The sequence below is a fragment of the Arthrobacter sp. UYEF20 genome (assembly GCF_040546335.1).
Classification (GTDB): domain Bacteria; phylum Actinomycetota; class Actinomycetes; order Actinomycetales; family Micrococcaceae; genus Arthrobacter.
This window is the reverse complement of the sequence record NZ_JBEPNP010000013.1, coordinates 25977-40051: the sequence shown is the minus strand read 5'-3', so window position 1 is coordinate 40051 and position 14075 is coordinate 25977. Positions and strand designations below refer to the sequence as shown.

17 protein-coding genes are annotated in these 14075 nt (G+C 68.9%); 12 read left to right on the top strand and 5 right to left on the bottom strand.

All coding sequences use genetic code 11. The annotated features are described in order from the left end of the window. Positions 1 to 23 precede the first annotated feature (23 nt). Both ABIB26_RS14935 and ABIB26_RS14930 read left to right on the top strand, forming a co-directional pair. On the top strand, positions 24 to 1367 hold the full coding sequence (locus tag ABIB26_RS14935; protein WP_354244608.1) for a M16 family metallopeptidase: 1344 nt from the start codon (positions 24 to 26) through the stop codon (positions 1365 to 1367). Positions 1368 to 1495: 128 nt separating this feature from the next. Beyond that, the gene (locus ABIB26_RS14930; RefSeq protein ID WP_354244607.1) at positions 1496 to 1993 is read left to right on the top strand and encodes a DUF1579 domain-containing protein; all 498 of its coding nucleotides are present in this window, start codon (positions 1496 to 1498) and stop codon (positions 1991 to 1993) included. Between the two features lie 122 nt (positions 1994 to 2115). Here ABIB26_RS14930 and ABIB26_RS14925 read toward each other — a convergent pair whose 3' ends face one another. Together ABIB26_RS14925 and moaA are read right to left on the bottom strand one after the other, a co-directional pair. After that, positions 2116 to 2382 (bottom strand): MoaD/ThiS family protein, encoded by a 267-nt coding sequence (locus ABIB26_RS14925; protein WP_354244604.1) that lies wholly within the window; start codon positions 2380 to 2382, stop codon positions 2116 to 2118. Positions 2383 to 2389: 7 nt separating this feature from the next. Further along, complete coding sequence (gene moaA, locus ABIB26_RS14920) at positions 2390 to 3526, bottom strand: GTP 3',8-cyclase MoaA (protein WP_354244601.1); 1137 nt, start codon at positions 3524 to 3526, stop codon at positions 2390 to 2392. Between the two features lie 447 nt (positions 3527 to 3973). Here moaA and ABIB26_RS14915 point away from each other — a divergent pair, with 447 nt between their 5' ends. From ABIB26_RS14915 to ABIB26_RS14895, 5 genes are all read left to right on the top strand, one after another. After that, entirely contained in the window at positions 3974 to 5521 is a 1548-nt protein-coding gene (locus tag ABIB26_RS14915) for a molybdopterin-dependent oxidoreductase (RefSeq protein ID WP_354244598.1), read from the top strand. A gap of 92 nt (positions 5522 to 5613) precedes the next feature. Beyond that, positions 5614 to 6837, top strand: coding sequence for a molybdopterin molybdotransferase MoeA (locus ABIB26_RS14910; protein ID WP_354244596.1), 1224 nt, complete (start codon positions 5614 to 5616; stop codon positions 6835 to 6837). A 128-nt stretch (positions 6838 to 6965) separates the two neighbouring features. Then, positions 6966 to 7391 carry a cyclic pyranopterin monophosphate synthase MoaC gene (gene moaC / locus ABIB26_RS14905; protein ID WP_354244849.1) on the top strand — a complete coding sequence of 142 codons (426 nt, stop codon included), beginning with the start codon at positions 6966 to 6968 and terminating at the stop codon, positions 7389 to 7391. Beyond that, the gene (locus tag ABIB26_RS14900) at positions 7388 to 7900 is read left to right on the top strand and encodes a MogA/MoaB family molybdenum cofactor biosynthesis protein (protein WP_354244593.1); all 513 of its coding nucleotides are present in this window, start codon (positions 7388 to 7390) and stop codon (positions 7898 to 7900) included. Before moaC ends, ABIB26_RS14900 begins: the two co-directional genes overlap by 4 nt. Beyond that, entirely contained in the window at positions 7890 to 8405 is a 516-nt protein-coding gene (locus ABIB26_RS14895) for a molybdenum cofactor biosynthesis protein MoaE (protein ID WP_354244590.1), read from the top strand. Before ABIB26_RS14900 ends, ABIB26_RS14895 begins: the two co-directional genes overlap by 11 nt. Before the next feature lie 28 nt (positions 8406 to 8433). Here the strand turns inward: ABIB26_RS14895 and ABIB26_RS14890 are convergent, their stop codons facing one another. Both ABIB26_RS14890 and ABIB26_RS14885 read right to left on the bottom strand, forming a co-directional pair. Next, entirely contained in the window at positions 8434 to 8952 is a 519-nt protein-coding gene (locus tag ABIB26_RS14890) for a Clp protease N-terminal domain-containing protein (protein ID WP_354244587.1), read from the bottom strand. Further along, on the bottom strand, positions 8900 to 9103 hold the full coding sequence (locus tag ABIB26_RS14885) for a helix-turn-helix domain-containing protein (protein ID WP_354244584.1): 204 nt from the start codon (positions 9101 to 9103) through the stop codon (positions 8900 to 8902). The genes ABIB26_RS14890 and ABIB26_RS14885 overlap by 53 nt, the downstream gene beginning before the upstream one ends. 163 nt (positions 9104 to 9266) lie before the next feature. Between ABIB26_RS14885 and dapB the strand changes: the two genes are divergently transcribed. Further along, the gene (dapB, locus tag ABIB26_RS14880; RefSeq protein ID WP_354244582.1) at positions 9267 to 10022 is read left to right on the top strand and encodes a 4-hydroxy-tetrahydrodipicolinate reductase; all 756 of its coding nucleotides are present in this window, start codon (positions 9267 to 9269) and stop codon (positions 10020 to 10022) included. A gap of 5 nt (positions 10023 to 10027) precedes the next feature. After that, positions 10028 to 10495, top strand: a complete 468-nt coding sequence (locus tag ABIB26_RS14875; protein ID WP_354244580.1) for a hypothetical protein — start codon at positions 10028 to 10030, stop codon at positions 10493 to 10495. Between the two features lie 25 nt (positions 10496 to 10520). On the opposite strand, the gene ABIB26_RS14870 is transcribed toward ABIB26_RS14875, so the two are convergent. Further along, positions 10521 to 11756: a heparan-alpha-glucosaminide N-acetyltransferase domain-containing protein gene (locus ABIB26_RS14870; protein WP_354244578.1), complete on the bottom strand. Its 1236-nt coding sequence runs from the start codon at positions 11754 to 11756 to the stop codon at positions 10521 to 10523. A gap of 115 nt (positions 11757 to 11871) precedes the next feature. Here ABIB26_RS14870 and ABIB26_RS14865 point away from each other — a divergent pair, with 115 nt between their 5' ends. From ABIB26_RS14865 to dapA, 3 genes are read left to right on the top strand one after another with little or no spacing between them, the layout of a single operon-like run. Next, positions 11872 to 12288: a hypothetical protein gene (locus ABIB26_RS14865; RefSeq protein ID WP_354244576.1), complete on the top strand. Its 417-nt coding sequence runs from the start codon at positions 11872 to 11874 to the stop codon at positions 12286 to 12288. Positions 12289 to 12346: 58 nt separating this feature from the next. After that, a complete protein-coding gene (locus tag ABIB26_RS14860; RefSeq protein ID WP_354244573.1) occupies positions 12347 to 13087 on the top strand; it encodes a carbon-nitrogen hydrolase family protein in 741 nt (246 codons plus the stop codon). 58 nt (positions 13088 to 13145) lie between these two features. Further along, positions 13146 to 14054, top strand: coding sequence for a 4-hydroxy-tetrahydrodipicolinate synthase (dapA, locus tag ABIB26_RS14855; protein WP_354244569.1), 909 nt, complete (start codon positions 13146 to 13148; stop codon positions 14052 to 14054). The last annotated feature ends 21 nt before the right edge of the window (positions 14055 to 14075 follow it).

The window sequence follows — 14075 nt, the reverse complement described above, 5'->3', positions numbered from 1 at the left end:
CACATGTTTACTGAAAGGCCTTGATGACTGTCGTACCCCTGCCGCTAGAGCAGAACCAGCACGCTGACACCCTGATCCACGGAGCCGACGGCGGTTCAGAAGTGCGCCGCTCGGTCCTGCCCGGCGGCGTCCGCGTGCTCACTGAAGCGATGCCCGGCCAGCGCTCGGCCACCATCGGTTTCTGGGTCGGGGTCGGCTCCCGCGACGAGGCTCCCGGCCAGCACGGCTCCACGCACTTCCTGGAGCACCTCCTCTTCAAGGGCACCAAGCGCCGCACCGCACTGGAGATCGCCTCGGCCTTCGACGAGGTCGGCGGGGAATCAAACGCCGCCACCGCGAAGGAAAGCACCTGCTACTTTGCCCGGGTGCTGGACACCGACCTTCCCATGGCGATCGACGTCATCGCGGACATGATCACCGGTGCGGTCCTGGACGCGCAGGAGATGGAGCAGGAACGGGACGTCATCCTTGAGGAAATCGCGATGGACAGCGACGACCCCACCGACGTCGCGCACGAGAACTTCGTCGCCGCCGTGCTGGGAACCCACCCGCTCGGCCGCCCGATCGGCGGCACCCCGGACGCCATCCGGGCCGTCGCCCGCGACTCGGTCTGGGACCACTACCGCCGCTACTACCGCCCCGACGAGCTCGTCATCACCGCGGCCGGGGGACTGGACCACGACGTCGTCTGCGGCCTGGTGGTGGATGCCCTGCATTCCGCCGGCTGGAGCCTTGAGCCGGATGCGTCGCCGGTCCAGCGCCGCCCCACCCAGCGCGCCGACATTGCCGGTACCGCCGGGCTGCATGTGGTCAAGCGCCCCGTGGAGCAGGCCAACATCATCATGGGCTGCCCCACGATCGTTGCCACCGATGACCGGCGCTTCGTCATGAGCGTGCTCAACGCGGTGCTCGGCGGCGGCATGTCCTCCAGGCTCTTCCAGGAAGTGCGGGAGAAGCGCGGGCTGGTCTACTCGACCTACTCCTTCGCTTCCTCCTACGCCGACGCCGGCTACTTCGGCATGTACGCCGGCTGCACGCCGTCGAAAGTCCGGCAGGTGCTGGAGCTCCTCGGCGCCGAACTGGACAAGCTGGCCGAGGGCGGCATCTCCGACGAGGAGCTCCGCAAGGCCGTCGGTCAGCTCTGCGGCGGAATCGTGCTGGCCCTGGAGGACACCGGATCCCGGATGTCCCGGCTGGGCCGCGCCGAGCTGGTGTCCGGCGAGTACCAGGACATCGACGAGACGCTGCGCCAGATCAAGGCCGTGACCGCGGCCGAGGTCCAGGAGCTGGCCCGCGAGCTCGCGGCCGCCCCGCGGACCGTCACCGTGGTGGGACCCTTCGAGGAAACGGAGACCTTCGGCCTCTGAGGCTTGCGAGTCCTTGAAGGCCCCGGCCCGCCCGGGACTTAGACAGCACAGGGCCTAGACAGCACAGGCGGCACCGCGTGATGATGGGGGCGGGGTCACTCGGGAGGACCCCACCTGGAAAGGAAACCATGGACCGGCCGCTGCCAGGCAGTGCACACGAGGCGCTTGAGGCATTCCTGGGGCAGTGGACCGGCACCACGCAGTGGGAGGCCACGCCTTGGGGGCCGGCCCGGGCCGCGGCCATTGAATTGACCTTCGCCCGGGCGGCAGCCGGCCTGGCCATCACCCAGAGTTACCGGCACACGGAGGCCGACGGCAGCAGCTCCGAGGGCCACGGCGTCTTCACCGTGGACCCCGACCGCCCGGACACCCTCTGGTACCACGTGAACAGCGGCGGACTGCCCCCGGAGCCGCCCGCGCGCGCCAGCTGGCAGGAGGGTGTCCTCACCATGGAGCGGCGCAGCGACCGCGGCACCGCGCGGCATACCTTCCGGGTGGACGACGGCGTGCTGACGCACAGCGCCGGACTCCGGCTGGGCAAAGCAATCGAGTTCACCCCGTTCATGACCTCGGTCTGCCGACGCGTGGCCGGGGGAGCATCCAAGGGCGCCAGCGTTCCCGCCTGAGGCTCCCCTTAGCCTCCCTCACCCGGACGCTCCCTCACGTTCTGCGCCAATTCCAGGGACGCTCCCTCACGGGATGTGAGGCAGGGTCGCCGTGAAGGTCGCAGGATTTGAGGGAGCGTCGCTTAGCCGCCGGCGAACGGCGGCAGCACGTCGACGACGTCGGCCGGTTTGAGTGCCGTGGCACGGTTCCGCACTGCCACCTCGTTGAGCAGGAAGCTGCTCCGGGACAGCAGGCGCGCCAGCGGCGGCGTCCCGGCCGGGGGTTCCGGGCGCTCGACGGCGAGGATTGCTTCCAGGAGCGACGCGACGGTGGCGTCCGCGGGGAGGTCAAAGCGCTCCTCGTCGACGCCGGCGGCAGCGCGCGCGGCAGCGAAGTAACGTACGTTCACAGGTGGTTCAGCCTCCGATGGCGCTCATGCTGCGGTCCGGCTGGACGAAGTCCGGAGCGTCCAGTCCCACGTGGTCCATACCGTGGGCCTTGGGCTTGATCCACATGGCGTCCTGCCAGCGCCCGGCAAGTTGTTCGTCACTGGCGCCTTCGCGGAGCAGCCCCAGCAGGTCCACTTCCTCGCGGGAGAACAGGCAGCTCATGATCTTGCCCTCGGCCGTGATGCGGGTGCGGCGGCAATCGGAGCAGAAGGGCTCGGTCACGGAGGCGATGATCCCCACCGTTCCCAGCACGGGGCCGATCGCCTCGGCCGTGCCGGGCACGCGCGCCCGGACCTCGAAGCGTTCCGCCGGGGCGCCATCGCGGTCCCTCGGATCAGTGCTGAGCACGTAATCGACGGAAAGCAGCTCACGGATTTCCGCGGCGGTGATCATGTTCCGGCGGGTCCAGCCGTGGTCGGCGTCGAGCGGCATTTGCTCGATGAAGCGCAGCTCGTAGCCGCGGTCCAGCGCCCAGGCCAGCAGGGCCGGGGACTCGACGTCGTTGATGCCCCGCATCAGCACTGCGTTGAGTTTCACGGGGCCCAGCCCGGCGGCCCAGGCGGCGTCCACGCCGGCCAGGACTTTGTTCAGGAAGGGGCGGCGGGTCAGCTGCGTGAAAGTTTCCTCATGGAGCGAGTCCAGCGAGACGTTGATGCGGGAGAGTCCGGCGGCCTTGAGTCCGGCCGCTTTCTTGTCCAGGCCCACGGCATTTGTGGTCATGGAGATCGGAAGGTCAGGGTGGGCCTGGCGGAGCGCCGAAATGATGTCCAGCAGGTCGGCCCGGACCAGCGGTTCGCCGCCGGTGAGCCGCAGTTCACGCACGCCCAGCATATCGACGCCGATCCGCACGATCCGGACAATTTCCGCCGCGGACATCACCGCCTGCTTGGACAGCCACTCCAGGCCTTCGGCCGGCATGCAGTAGGTGCAGCGCAGATTGCATTTGTCCGTCAGGGAAAGCCGCATGTCCGTGGCACGGCGGCCGTAGCGGTCGACGAGGCCAGCAGGCATCTCGGCCGGGCGCCCGGGCAACTGCGGGCCGGAAGTGCCCGCGCCGGGGCCGTCATCCGTGCGGGGCTGGGGAATACCAAGCTGAACACTCATAAAATCAGGCTACGCCACCTCGGCGCCGGCATCACGCCTCTTGAGCCACAGGATTCCGCCGCTGGCATCCCACGGCATCCCTTTGGCATCCCTTTGGCATCCCACGGCATCCCGCCGGGTCCCGACGCCGTGACGCCAGGGCGGCGGAGCCAGGCTGAGCCAAGATGCCGTCCGGCGGGCGGTGCCGCGGACTCCTTGCGAACCTATGCTGGAGGAGTGAACACCTCCCCGCATGGGCAGCCCAGCACGCCTGCTGCCACCCCGTGGCCAAGCCGGCGGAGCGCCCGGCTGCCTGATTCTGAGCAGCGTAACCCTGAGCAGCGTAACTCTGGGCAGCACAGTCCCCTCCGGCGCCGTCCGGACCGGCAAGCGACCGGCTGGGCCGCGGCGGCCGGAGTCGCGGCCGTCGGCACGGGGCTTGCCCTGGGGGAGCTCGCGGCAGGACTCATGAGCCCCGCGCTCTCCCCGGTGACCGCTGTTGGCGGCGCCGTGATCGATGCGGTCCCGCCGGGCGTCAAGGATTGGGCCATTTCGCTCTTCGGCACGGCGGACAAGGCCGCGCTGCTGGGCGGCATGGGGCTCGCCATCGCCGCGCTGGCTGCCCTGTCCGGAATCGTGGAGTTGCGGCGCCGCTCCGCCGGGGTGGCCGTCATTGCCGTCTTCGGCGTGGTGGGGCTGGTGGCCGTTCTGGGCCGGGCAGAACTGACCGCGAACGCGATCCCGGCCCCGCTGCTCGCCGCCGCCGTAGGCATGATCCTGCTGCGGTGGCTGGTCCGGTGGCTGGGGGAGTGGCAAACCGAAGCCGGGCTTGTGGAAAGTCAGCTCCTGGAGAGCCCGACGTCGGGAGGCCCGGCTGGCGGTGCTTCCGACAGCACCGCACCAGAAAGTCATGTCCAGGTGGGTATTGCCCCGAAGGCGCAGACTCCTTCCCGCCGCCGTTTCTTCCAAGCGCTCGGCGGAACGGCCGCCGTCGCGGCGGTCGCCGGTGTGCTCGCCGCGACGTTTCGGGGGGCCGCCGCCGTCGTGAGTGAACTGCGCAGCAAGCTGGCGCTCCCCGCGGCAGTGTCCCCGGCTCCGCCGATCCCGGCCGGCGCCGAGGTCCGGCTGGAGGGTGTGGGCCCGCTGGTGACCCCCAACAAGGACTTCTACCGGATTGACACCGCACTGCGCGTCCCGGTGGTGGACCCGGGCCACTGGACCCTGAAGGTCACCGGACTCGTGGAGCGCGAGATCTCACTGGACTTCGCCACCCTGCTCGCCAAACCCCTGGTCGAACGACACGTCACCATTGCCTGCGTCTCCAATGAGGTGGGCGGGGACTTGATTGGCAACGCCCGCTGGCTCGGCTGGCCGGTCCGGGAACTGCTGGCCTTGGCCGGCCCGAAGGACGGCGCGGACATGGTGCTGTCCCGCAGCACGGACGGCTGGACCGCCGGCACACCGTTGGAGGTGCTGACGGACAGCCGGGACGCGCTGCTGGCCGTCGGCATGAACGGTGAACCGCTTCCCCTGGAGCACGGCTTCCCGGTCCGGCTCATCGTCCCCGGCCTGTACGGCTACGTGTCGGCGACCAAGTGGGTCGCCGAGCTCAAGGTGACGCGCTTCGCGGACGACGTCGGATACTGGACGCCCCGGGGCTGGAGCGAGCGGGGACCCATCAAGACCTCTTCCCGCATCGATGTGCCCCGGGACGGCCGCTCCGTGAGCGCCGGTTCGGTGGCCTTCGGCGGGGTCGCCTGGGCCCAGCACACCGGGATCGGCCGGGTGGAGCTCCGGGTCAACCGCGGTGACTGGCAGCAGGCCGAGCTGGCCCCCGGGATCTCCAAGGACACCTGGTACCAGTGGAAGCTGGCCCTGCCGCTGACCCCGGGGCAGCACGAGGTGCAGGTCCGGGCCACGGACCTCAATGGGGTCCCGCAGGTGGAGGGCCGCGCCCCGGTGGTGCCCGACGGGGCCACCGGCTATCACACGGTTAGAGTTGACGTGAAGTCCTAGCCGGCCGGGCCAACACACCGGGCCAACACGCTGGGCCAGGGAGCCGGGCCGGCGAGCCAAGACAAAGGCCCACGACGAGGGGACACGAACGCATGCACCGCACCCAGACACGGCGCGTCAGCGTGGAAGCACACCGCGAGGCGGTCCGCCGGCTGCTGGCCCGGCTCCGCACTCCGGACCGGATTGAAATGCTCCCGCTGCTCGCGGCACTCGGACGGGGACTCGCGGCGGACATCGTGGCGCCGGTGGACCTTCCGCCCTTCGCGAACTCCCAGATGGACGGCTTCGCCATCAGCAGCGCGGACGTGCCCGACGGTGGCAGGGAACTGCGCGTTGTGGCGCCCATCCCCGCCGGAGCCGCCCCGCAGGAACTCGCCCCCGGCACGGCCGCCCCCATCATGACCGGGGCCATGATGCCGCCGGGAGCGGACGCCGTCGTGCCCATTGAACAGGCCGTGCCGGACTCCTTTCCCGCGCCCGGGGAACCGGCCACGGTCACCCTGCCCGCCGCCCCGGCCGGGAACTTCGTCCGCGACGCCGGCAGCGACATCCACGCCGGAGAAACTGCCTTGGCCGCCGGGACGTTCCTGGGACCGGGACAGCTGGGACTGCTGGCCGCGCTCGGGCTCACCGAGGTGGCTGTCTACCCCACCCTGCGGATCCTGCTCGTCACCACCGGCGACGAAGTGGTGGAGCCCGGCAGCCCGCTGCAGGCCGGCAAGATCTACGATTCCAACGGAACCCTGCTCGAAGCCTCGATGCGCCAGGCGGGCCTGGCGGTGACCAGGACCGGGATCTCCACGGACCGGCCCGAGGAACTCGCCAAGCTGCTGCGCCGGCCCGCCCCGGACGTGGACCTGATCGTCACCACCGGCGGCGTCAGCCAGGGCGCCTACGAGGTGGTCCGGCAGGCGATGGAAGGCCACGACGTCGAGTTCCTCGGTGTCGCCATGCAGCCGGGCGGCCCGCAGGGGATCGGAACGTTCGACGGCGTCCCCGTCCTCGGGTTCCCGGGGAACCCCGTGAGCTGCCTTGTGTCTTTCGAAATGTTCCTGCGCCCGGTACTCGGCGCCCTGTTCGGCTCGCCCGCGCCGCGTCCGGCGGTCCGGGTCCGGCTGGCCGAAGCACTGACGTCCCCGCAGGGCAAGCACCAGATCCGGCGCGGCACACTCCAGCCGGACGGCACGGTCCGCCTCGAAGGCGGCGCAGGCTCGCACCTGGTCAGCGCCCTGGCACACTCGAACGCCCTCATCCACGTCCCCGAAGGAATTGCCGCGCTCGCCGAAGGCGCAGAGGTGGAAGTATGGATGTTGTGAACGATGCAGAAATCCCCACGATCGGAACTACCACAGCGGGATACCCGCCAAGTGTTAACGCGGACGCCGTTACCGCTGAAGCCGGAAAACCCGTCCTGACCCACCTGCGCCAGGACGGCACCGCCCAGATGGTGGACGTGTCCAACAAGGCCGAGTCAACGCGGGAGGCCACGGCCACCGCCACGGTCAACAGTACGGCCGAGGTCCTGGCCCTCCTGGGCTCCGGCGACCTGCCAAAGGGCGACGCCCTGGCCGTCGCCCGGATCGCCGGCATCATGGCCGCCAAAAAAACCGCTGAACTCATCCCGCTGTGCCACCCGCTGCCGATCGCCAAGGTCACGGTCGACTTCGAGCTCGACACCGCTTCGGTCACCGTGTTCGCCACGGTCAAGACCCGCGGCGTCACCGGCGTCGAGATGGAAGCGCTGACCGCTGCCTCGGTGGCCGCGCTCAGCGTGTACGACATGATCAAGGCCGTGGACAAGAACGCGGTCCTGAACGACATCAAAGTGCTGGCCAAAAGCGGCGGCAAGAGCGGGGACTGGACCATATGAGCATGCCCGAACCCCACCGCCACGGCGAAGCGACCGGGCGGAAGGCCGGCGTCGTGATCGCCTCCACGCGGGCCGCGGCCGGCGTCTATGACGACCTCACCGGCCCCGTCATCATCGACTGGCTTACCGAACACGGCTTCGAGGCGTTCCCTGCGCTCGTGGTCCCGGACGGGGCGCCGGTGGGCGCCGCCCTCCGCGCCCTCCTGACCCAGCAGCCCGCCGTCATCATCACCAGCGGCGGCACCGGCCTCAGCCCCACAGACGCCACCCCGGAACAGACCCTTCCGCTGCTGGACCGCGAGATCCCGGGCATCATGGAAGGCATCCGGAGCGCGGGAGCGGCCAAGACACCGATGGCCATGCTCAGCCGGGGCCACGCTGGCGCGGCCGGCCAGACCTTCATCGTCAACCTCCCCGGATCCCCGAAGGGCGTCATGGACGGCCTGAGCGTGCTGGATCCCATCCTCGGACACCTCTGCGACCAGCTGGAAGGCAGCCATGGGCACTGAATCAACCTTTGAAGTGGTACACGCGGTGCTCAGCGCCGAACCGATCTCCGTGGACCAGGCCATCGCCGCGGTCGAATCGGACACCGCCGGAGCAGTGGTCAGCTTCAGCGGTGTGGTCCGCAACCACGACGGCGGCAAGCCGGTGCAGCGGCTCAGCTACAGCGCGCACCCGACGGCGCACCAGGTGATGGCCGACGTCGTTGGGGCCCTCGTCGCCGAGCAGGCCGCTGCCGGGGGCCCCGGCGGTGAAACCGCCTCCGGGCACGGCCAGCACGTGCACGGCCAGCCGGGGCAGGGCCAACCGGTGCGGATCTGGGCGGCGCACCGGATCGGCATGCTAGAGATCGGCGACCCGGCCCTGGTCTGCGCCGTCTCGGCCGCACACCGCGGCCAGGCCTTCGCGGTCTGCTCGGAGCTGGTGGACCGGATCAAGGCGCAGGTCCCCATCTGGAAGGAACAGTTCTTCACCGACGGCACGGTCGAGTGGGTCGGCGCGGGCGAGTAAGGCCGGTCTGAGGGCGGGTAGCCCGCGATCAGGCGGAAAGGACCCTGTGCCGGACCTCGGCGCGGTCGACCGCCAGTTCATTGAGGAGCGAGGCCGCCGGATCATGTTCTTCGCGGTCCAGCAGCGACAGCAGAAGATTCGCGGTGGTGATCTGTCGTGACTTCTGGTTTATGGCGTACCGAAGCATGCCTTCCATGACCGACCGGGCACCTGAGCTGAAGGGCGGCTTTTTTCCTCGGCTGGGCATAGTGGCGCGTTCAAAGCCCTGGGCGTCTATTCCGATTGACGCGAGGGCCGCGCGGTCAAGCGTCGCTGCCGCTGCCCTTGCCTCATCGAGCGTGACACCAAGAATGCCGGCCGGACCGGGATCGTGGAGCGCCCCCAGCAACAGATGATCCGTGCCCAGGCGCTTGTCGCCGCTGTCGCGGGCCTCTTCCATTGCAAAGCCAACGATCTTACGGGTGTCGTCGGCAAATCGTTCAAACATCGTGATCTCACTCTCGGTATTTTGCGTGGACGGACTGCCGCGAGACGCCAAGGGCGTCACCGATTTGCTCCCAGGTCCATCCCTGTTGTCGAGCAGCTCTTACCTGCGCCGCCTCGACCTGTTCTGCCAGGCGATGAAGGGCACCGACCGCCCGTAGACCGACCGCGGGGTCAAGTGAATGAATATGCGCGGACAGTTCGTCAGGTTCCATGCCTGTCAGTTTAGACTGACAAGTCGGTGCCGTCAATCCAGCCTGACAGTCGCGGGGTTGGTATAAACCATCGGGTCGCCAGGTCTACGGCACCGCGGAACAGGCCTGTAACCCAAGTCCGCCGGTTCAGGAAGGCAGCGGCCCCGGCGGTAGGGTTGATGGCATGACCGAACAACTCGCAGTCGCCGTGCTGGGCGCGAACGGGCGCATGGGCGCCGAAGCGGTAAGGGCTGTCGAAGCCGCCGCGGACCTCAAGCTGGTGGCGGCCCTTGGCCGGCACGATTCCCTCGACACGCTCGTGGACGCCGGCGCCCGGATCGTGGTGGACCTGACGGTTCCGGAAAGCACCGAAGCCAACGTCCGCTTCGCCGTCGAACACGGCATGCACGCCGTCGTCGGCACCACCGGCTGGGACGCGGACCGGCTGGCACGACTCGAGGAACTGCTCGCCGGCCAGGAAGTCGGCGTCCTGATTGCCCCCAACTTTGCCCTGGGCTCGGTCCTCGCCTCAGCCTTCGCCGCCAAGGCCTCCCGGTACTTCGAATCGGTCGAAATCATCGAACTGCACCACCCGGACAAGGTGGACGCCCCCTCAGGAACGGCCGTGCGCACCGCCGCGCTGATCGCGGCCGAGCGAGCCGCCGCCGGCGTCCCCGCCAGCCCGGATGCCACCACCAGCGAACGCCCCGGTGCGCGGGGCTGCGACGTCGACGGCGTGCGTGTGCACAGCGTGCGGCTGCGCGGACTCGTGGCGCACCAGGAAGTGTTGCTGGGCGGGCCGGGGGAGCAGCTGACCTTCCGGCACGATTCCTTCGACCGGGCCTCCTTCATGCCCGGCGTGCTGCTGGGCATCCGCGACGTTGCCGCGAACCCGGGCCTCACCGTGGGCCTCGACGGCTATCTGGACCTGGGACTCTGAGCGCCGTGGCCAATGTGCTGACCGCCCTGAAAGCCAACCGCACCAAGATCTGGGTCGGCGCCGTCACCCTGCTGCTGGTGTTCTATCTGGTGGTGTCCTTCCAGCGCTCCGTGCTGCTGATGTCCGATCCCAACCTCGTGGCGAAGGCCATCGGCGTCGCCTACCTGCTCCTCCCGCTGGTCGGGGCCTGGGCCCTGGTCCGGGAGCTGCTGTTCGGCGCCCGCACCGAACAGCTGGCGAAAATCCTCGAAGCCGAAGGCGGGCTGCCGGAGGACACGCTCCCACGCACCCCGGCCGGGCGGATCATCCGCGAGGCCGCGGACCTCGAATTCGAGAAATACCGCGCCGAGACGGAAGCGGCGCCGGAGGACTGGCGCTCCTGGTTCCGGCTCAGCTGCGCCTACGACGCCGCGGGTGACCGCAAGCGCGCCCGCGCCTCGATGCGCGACGCAGTCCGCTTGTTCCGGGCCTGACCGGCCGGGACGCCCGCAGCCTAGCTCAGCGGATGCGGGCCGGCTGGTTCCGGCCCAGCTGGTTGGCCGCATGGGCCACCCATTCCAGCGGCCCGCGCCATGCCAGGGCCGCGAAGACCGACCCGATCAGCAGGACGGCGACGGCTTGTGCCCAGTAGATGCCCTCCACCGTCCAGCCGGGCCAGAGGGGCTTCTGGTACAGCGACGCTATGACGCACAAATGGGCCGTGTAGAGGCTCAACGTCAGGGCGCCGGCGCCGCGCAAGGGGAGCAGCATGTCCAGCTCGACCCACTCGGCAAGCCGGCCCAGCAGCAGGCAGAAGCCCACGACGGCGGCCGCGACCCCCGAAGTGTGCAGCAGATCCAGCGTGTTGCCCGAGTGCGGGGCACTCGTGGCCAGCCACCACCACGATCCGGCTTGTTCCACGCCGGCCAGGTTGACCTGCAGGACGCTCTCAAGCGGATAGCTCGGGTCGCGCAGAGACGCCTGCAAAGCAGCCCGGCCGCCCCAGTCCTCCATCATCACGGCGCTGGCCCATTTGGCCAGGATGGCCACCACGGCTCCGCCGGCCAGCAACAGCGCCGGAACGGCCGCCGTCGTGAGGGCCATCCGGCCGATGGCGAGGCCGATCAGCAGGTAGGCGATCCACTGGAACACGGGGTAATAGCCGGTCAGGAAGAGATCGCCGAGCAGGGCCGCCGGGGTGCCGAGGTCCTCCCAGCCGGGGTTGTGTCCGAGGTGCAGCGGCGGGGTGGCCGCCAGGAGCCATGGCCGCAGCAGGAAAGCCAGCACGGGAGTGACCAGCACAAAGGCGGCGGCGAGGGCCAACAGCCGTTTGACCCCCAGCCCGAGGAACGGAAGCACGCAGAGGAACAGGACTGCGTAGTGGACCAGGATGATTGCGATATTGACGTCGAGTCCGCCCAGCGAGAGCCCGACGGCGCCGACCACGAGGGCGCGCAGGGTGATGCCGCGCCGGGCACCCCACAGTTCCGGGCCCTGGAGCGGTAGCTGCTTTCCCGTGGACAGGGCCAGCCCGAGCCCGGCCAGCACGGCGAACAAGGCGGAGGCGCGTCCGGAAAACACCAGCCCCACCCACGTCGGGGTGAGCTGGGCATTGGACTCGAAGGTGGGCAGCACGTGGGTGGCCATCATGCCCAGGAGCGCCAGCCCGCGGGCGGCATCGATGCCGGCCAGCCGGGCGCCGGCCCGCTTGCCCCGGGCGGCCCGGGAATTTGAGGCCGTTACGCGCTGGGTCATCTTCCGATCGTCTCATGTCCGTCCGGCGCCACGCCCCCGCAGGCAGTGGCCCTGACATGTTCACAGGAGTTCCACAGGCCTTGTGTTCGAATATATGTTCGAATACCATGAGGCCATGAACAACGCATCAGAGCCCGGTTTTCAAGGTCAAACTTTGCAGGGTCAAACATGGCAAGGTCAAACATTGCAGGGTCAAGCATTGCAGGGTCGCGCAATTCCGGATGGGGCGCCCGGTGTGCTCAAGGCCATGAGTCCGGGCGTCGTGGATTTCCTGTTTCGGCAGCTCGTTACCGGCGAATCGGCGGAAGACCTCCAGTGGCATCGGGAGGGCACGGCGTTGTCGGCGCAGACACCCGGTGCCGAGCTTGCCCGCCGCCTCGCCGAGACCGACCTCGAAGCGCTGACGCCCACCGAACTGTTCCACTACGTGCGCGCCTCGCAGCGCCTTTCCGCCTGGGCGGAGTCCCTGCGCGAACACGCAGTCAGCCGCTACTGCGCAACGCCCTCAGCCGATGCCTCTCCGCCGCAGTGACTCGCCGGGTGGCCGCGGGGTTGTCCGCCGTGGCCGCTGGGCTGCCTAGGATGGCAGGGTGACCACAGCGCTGACGCTCTCCGCCATCCAATACCGGGCCCTCGACGGCGGAATCGCCGCCAATGTTCCGGAGCATATCCGCCTCATCGAGGATGCGGACGCCCATGGCGCGAGGCTCGTCCTTTTCCCGGAGCTTTCCCTCACGGGCTACGAGCTGGAACTGCTGGCGGACCCGGATCAGTGGGTGACGGCCGGGGACGGCCGGCTGGACGGAATCCGGGAAATCTGCCGCCGGACCGGCATCACGGCAGTCGTCGGTGCCCCGTTCCAGGAAGCCGACGGCACACCGCGGCTCGCCTCGCTCGCCCTCCATCCCTCCGGTGCCGTGGACTACGCGTTCAAGTCGAGGCTCCACGGCCCGGAAAACCGGTTGTTCACGCCCGGGGACGGGGCCGTCCTCCTCGAACTCGACGGCTGGAAGATCGCGCTTGCCATCTGTTTCGACGCCGCCCACTCCGGACATGCCCTGGATGCCGCGCAGGCAGGGGCGGACGTCTACGCCGTCTCGGCCCTCTACACCGCGGGGGAGGACAGCCAGCTGGACCGCCATCTTGCCGCCCGGGCCAAGGACAACCGGATCTTCGCCGTACTCGCCAACCTGGCCGGCAGCACCCCGCTGGGCCCGTCCTGCGGGTTGAGCGGTTTTTGGGGGCCGGACGGAAGGGTCATCCGCCAAGCCGGCGGCACGGGTACCGAGGTGCTGACCGCGACCCTGCAACGTCCTGCCGGCCGGATTTGATCTTCATCACGCCGCCGGCATTGTCCTAACACGCCGGAGACAGGGTAACGTTTTTACCATGGCTGACTCTGACATTCGCTCTTACACGTTCGGAACCCTCGTGACCGCCATGGTCACGCCTTTCACCACCGACGGTGAGGTCGACTACCAGAAGTCCGCAGAGCTGGCCAATAAGCTCGTCGACGACGGTAATGATGCCCTCGTCATCTCCGGCACCACGGGCGAAACCTCCACGCTGGAGGACGACGAAAAGGAAAAGCTGTTCCGCGTCATCGTTGAGGCTGTGGGGGACCGCGCCAAGGTGATCGCCGGGACCGGCACCAACCACACCTCGCACTCGATCGAGATGGCCAGGCGCGCCGCGAAAGCCGGAGCGCACGGCCAGCTGATCGTCACGCCGTACTACAACAAGCCGAGCCAGGCCGGCATCCAGGCCCACATCGAAGCCGTCGCCGACGCCGCCGACCTCCCCGTCATGGTCTATGACATTCCCGGCCGCGCCGGCGTCCCGATCCTGCCCGAAACCATGATCCGGCTCGCCGACCACCCGCGCATCGTTGCGCTCAAGGATGCCAAGGCCGACTTCGCTGCGGTGACCCGCGTCCTGGCGAATACTGATCTGGATGTCTACTCGGGCGACGACGGACTGACCCTGCCATGGATGGCAGCGGGCGCCGTCGGCCTCGTCAGCGTTTCGGCGCACGTGGCCACCAAGCAGTTCCGCGCCATGATCGATGCCGCACTTGCAGGCGATTTTGCTACCGCCCGCACCATACATTTCGAACTGGACCCTGTGGTCCGTGCAGTGATGACCCACATTCAGGGTGCTGTTGCTGCAAAGCAAGTTCTTAAGTGGCAGGGAGTCCTGCCCAACTCGGTTGTCCGTTTGCCCCTCGTGGAGCCGGGCGAAGCCGAGATCGAAACCATCCGCGAGGACTTGGCGGAAGCGGGACTGGTCTTTTCCTGATCGGGGGTTATTCTGATCGGC

Bases quoted from the DNA above. Each gene is read 5' to 3' on its own strand.
- ABIB26_RS14935 (WP_354244608.1), top strand. From the start codon at position 24: ATGACTGTCGTACCCCTGCCGCTAGAGCAGAACCAGCACGCTGACACC.
- ABIB26_RS14930 (WP_354244607.1), top strand. From the start codon at position 1,496: ATGGACCGGCCGCTGCCAGGCAGTGCACACGAGGCGCTTGAGGCATTC.
- moaA (WP_354244601.1), bottom strand. From the start codon at position 3,526: ATGAGTGTTCAGCTTGGTATTCCCCAGCCCCGCACGGATGACGGCCCC.
- ABIB26_RS14915 (WP_354244598.1), top strand. From the start codon at position 3,974: ATGAGCCCCGCGCTCTCCCCGGTGACCGCTGTTGGCGGCGCCGTGATC.
- ABIB26_RS14910 (WP_354244596.1), top strand. From the start codon at position 5,614: ATGCACCGCACCCAGACACGGCGCGTCAGCGTGGAAGCACACCGCGAG.
- moaC (WP_354244849.1), top strand. From the start codon at position 6,966: ATGGTGGACGTGTCCAACAAGGCCGAGTCAACGCGGGAGGCCACGGCC.
- ABIB26_RS14900 (WP_354244593.1), top strand. From the start codon at position 7,388: ATGAGCATGCCCGAACCCCACCGCCACGGCGAAGCGACCGGGCGGAAG.
- ABIB26_RS14895 (WP_354244590.1), top strand. From the start codon at position 7,890: ATGGGCACTGAATCAACCTTTGAAGTGGTACACGCGGTGCTCAGCGCC.
- ABIB26_RS14885 (WP_354244584.1), bottom strand. From the start codon at position 9,103: ATGGAACCTGACGAACTGTCCGCGCATATTCATTCACTTGACCCCGCG.
- dapB (WP_354244582.1), top strand. From the start codon at position 9,267: ATGACCGAACAACTCGCAGTCGCCGTGCTGGGCGCGAACGGGCGCATG.
- ABIB26_RS14870 (WP_354244578.1), bottom strand. From the start codon at position 11,756: ATGACCCAGCGCGTAACGGCCTCAAATTCCCGGGCCGCCCGGGGCAAG.
- ABIB26_RS14865 (WP_354244576.1), top strand. From the start codon at position 11,872: ATGAACAACGCATCAGAGCCCGGTTTTCAAGGTCAAACTTTGCAGGGT.
- dapA (WP_354244569.1), top strand. From the start codon at position 13,146: ATGGCTGACTCTGACATTCGCTCTTACACGTTCGGAACCCTCGTGACC.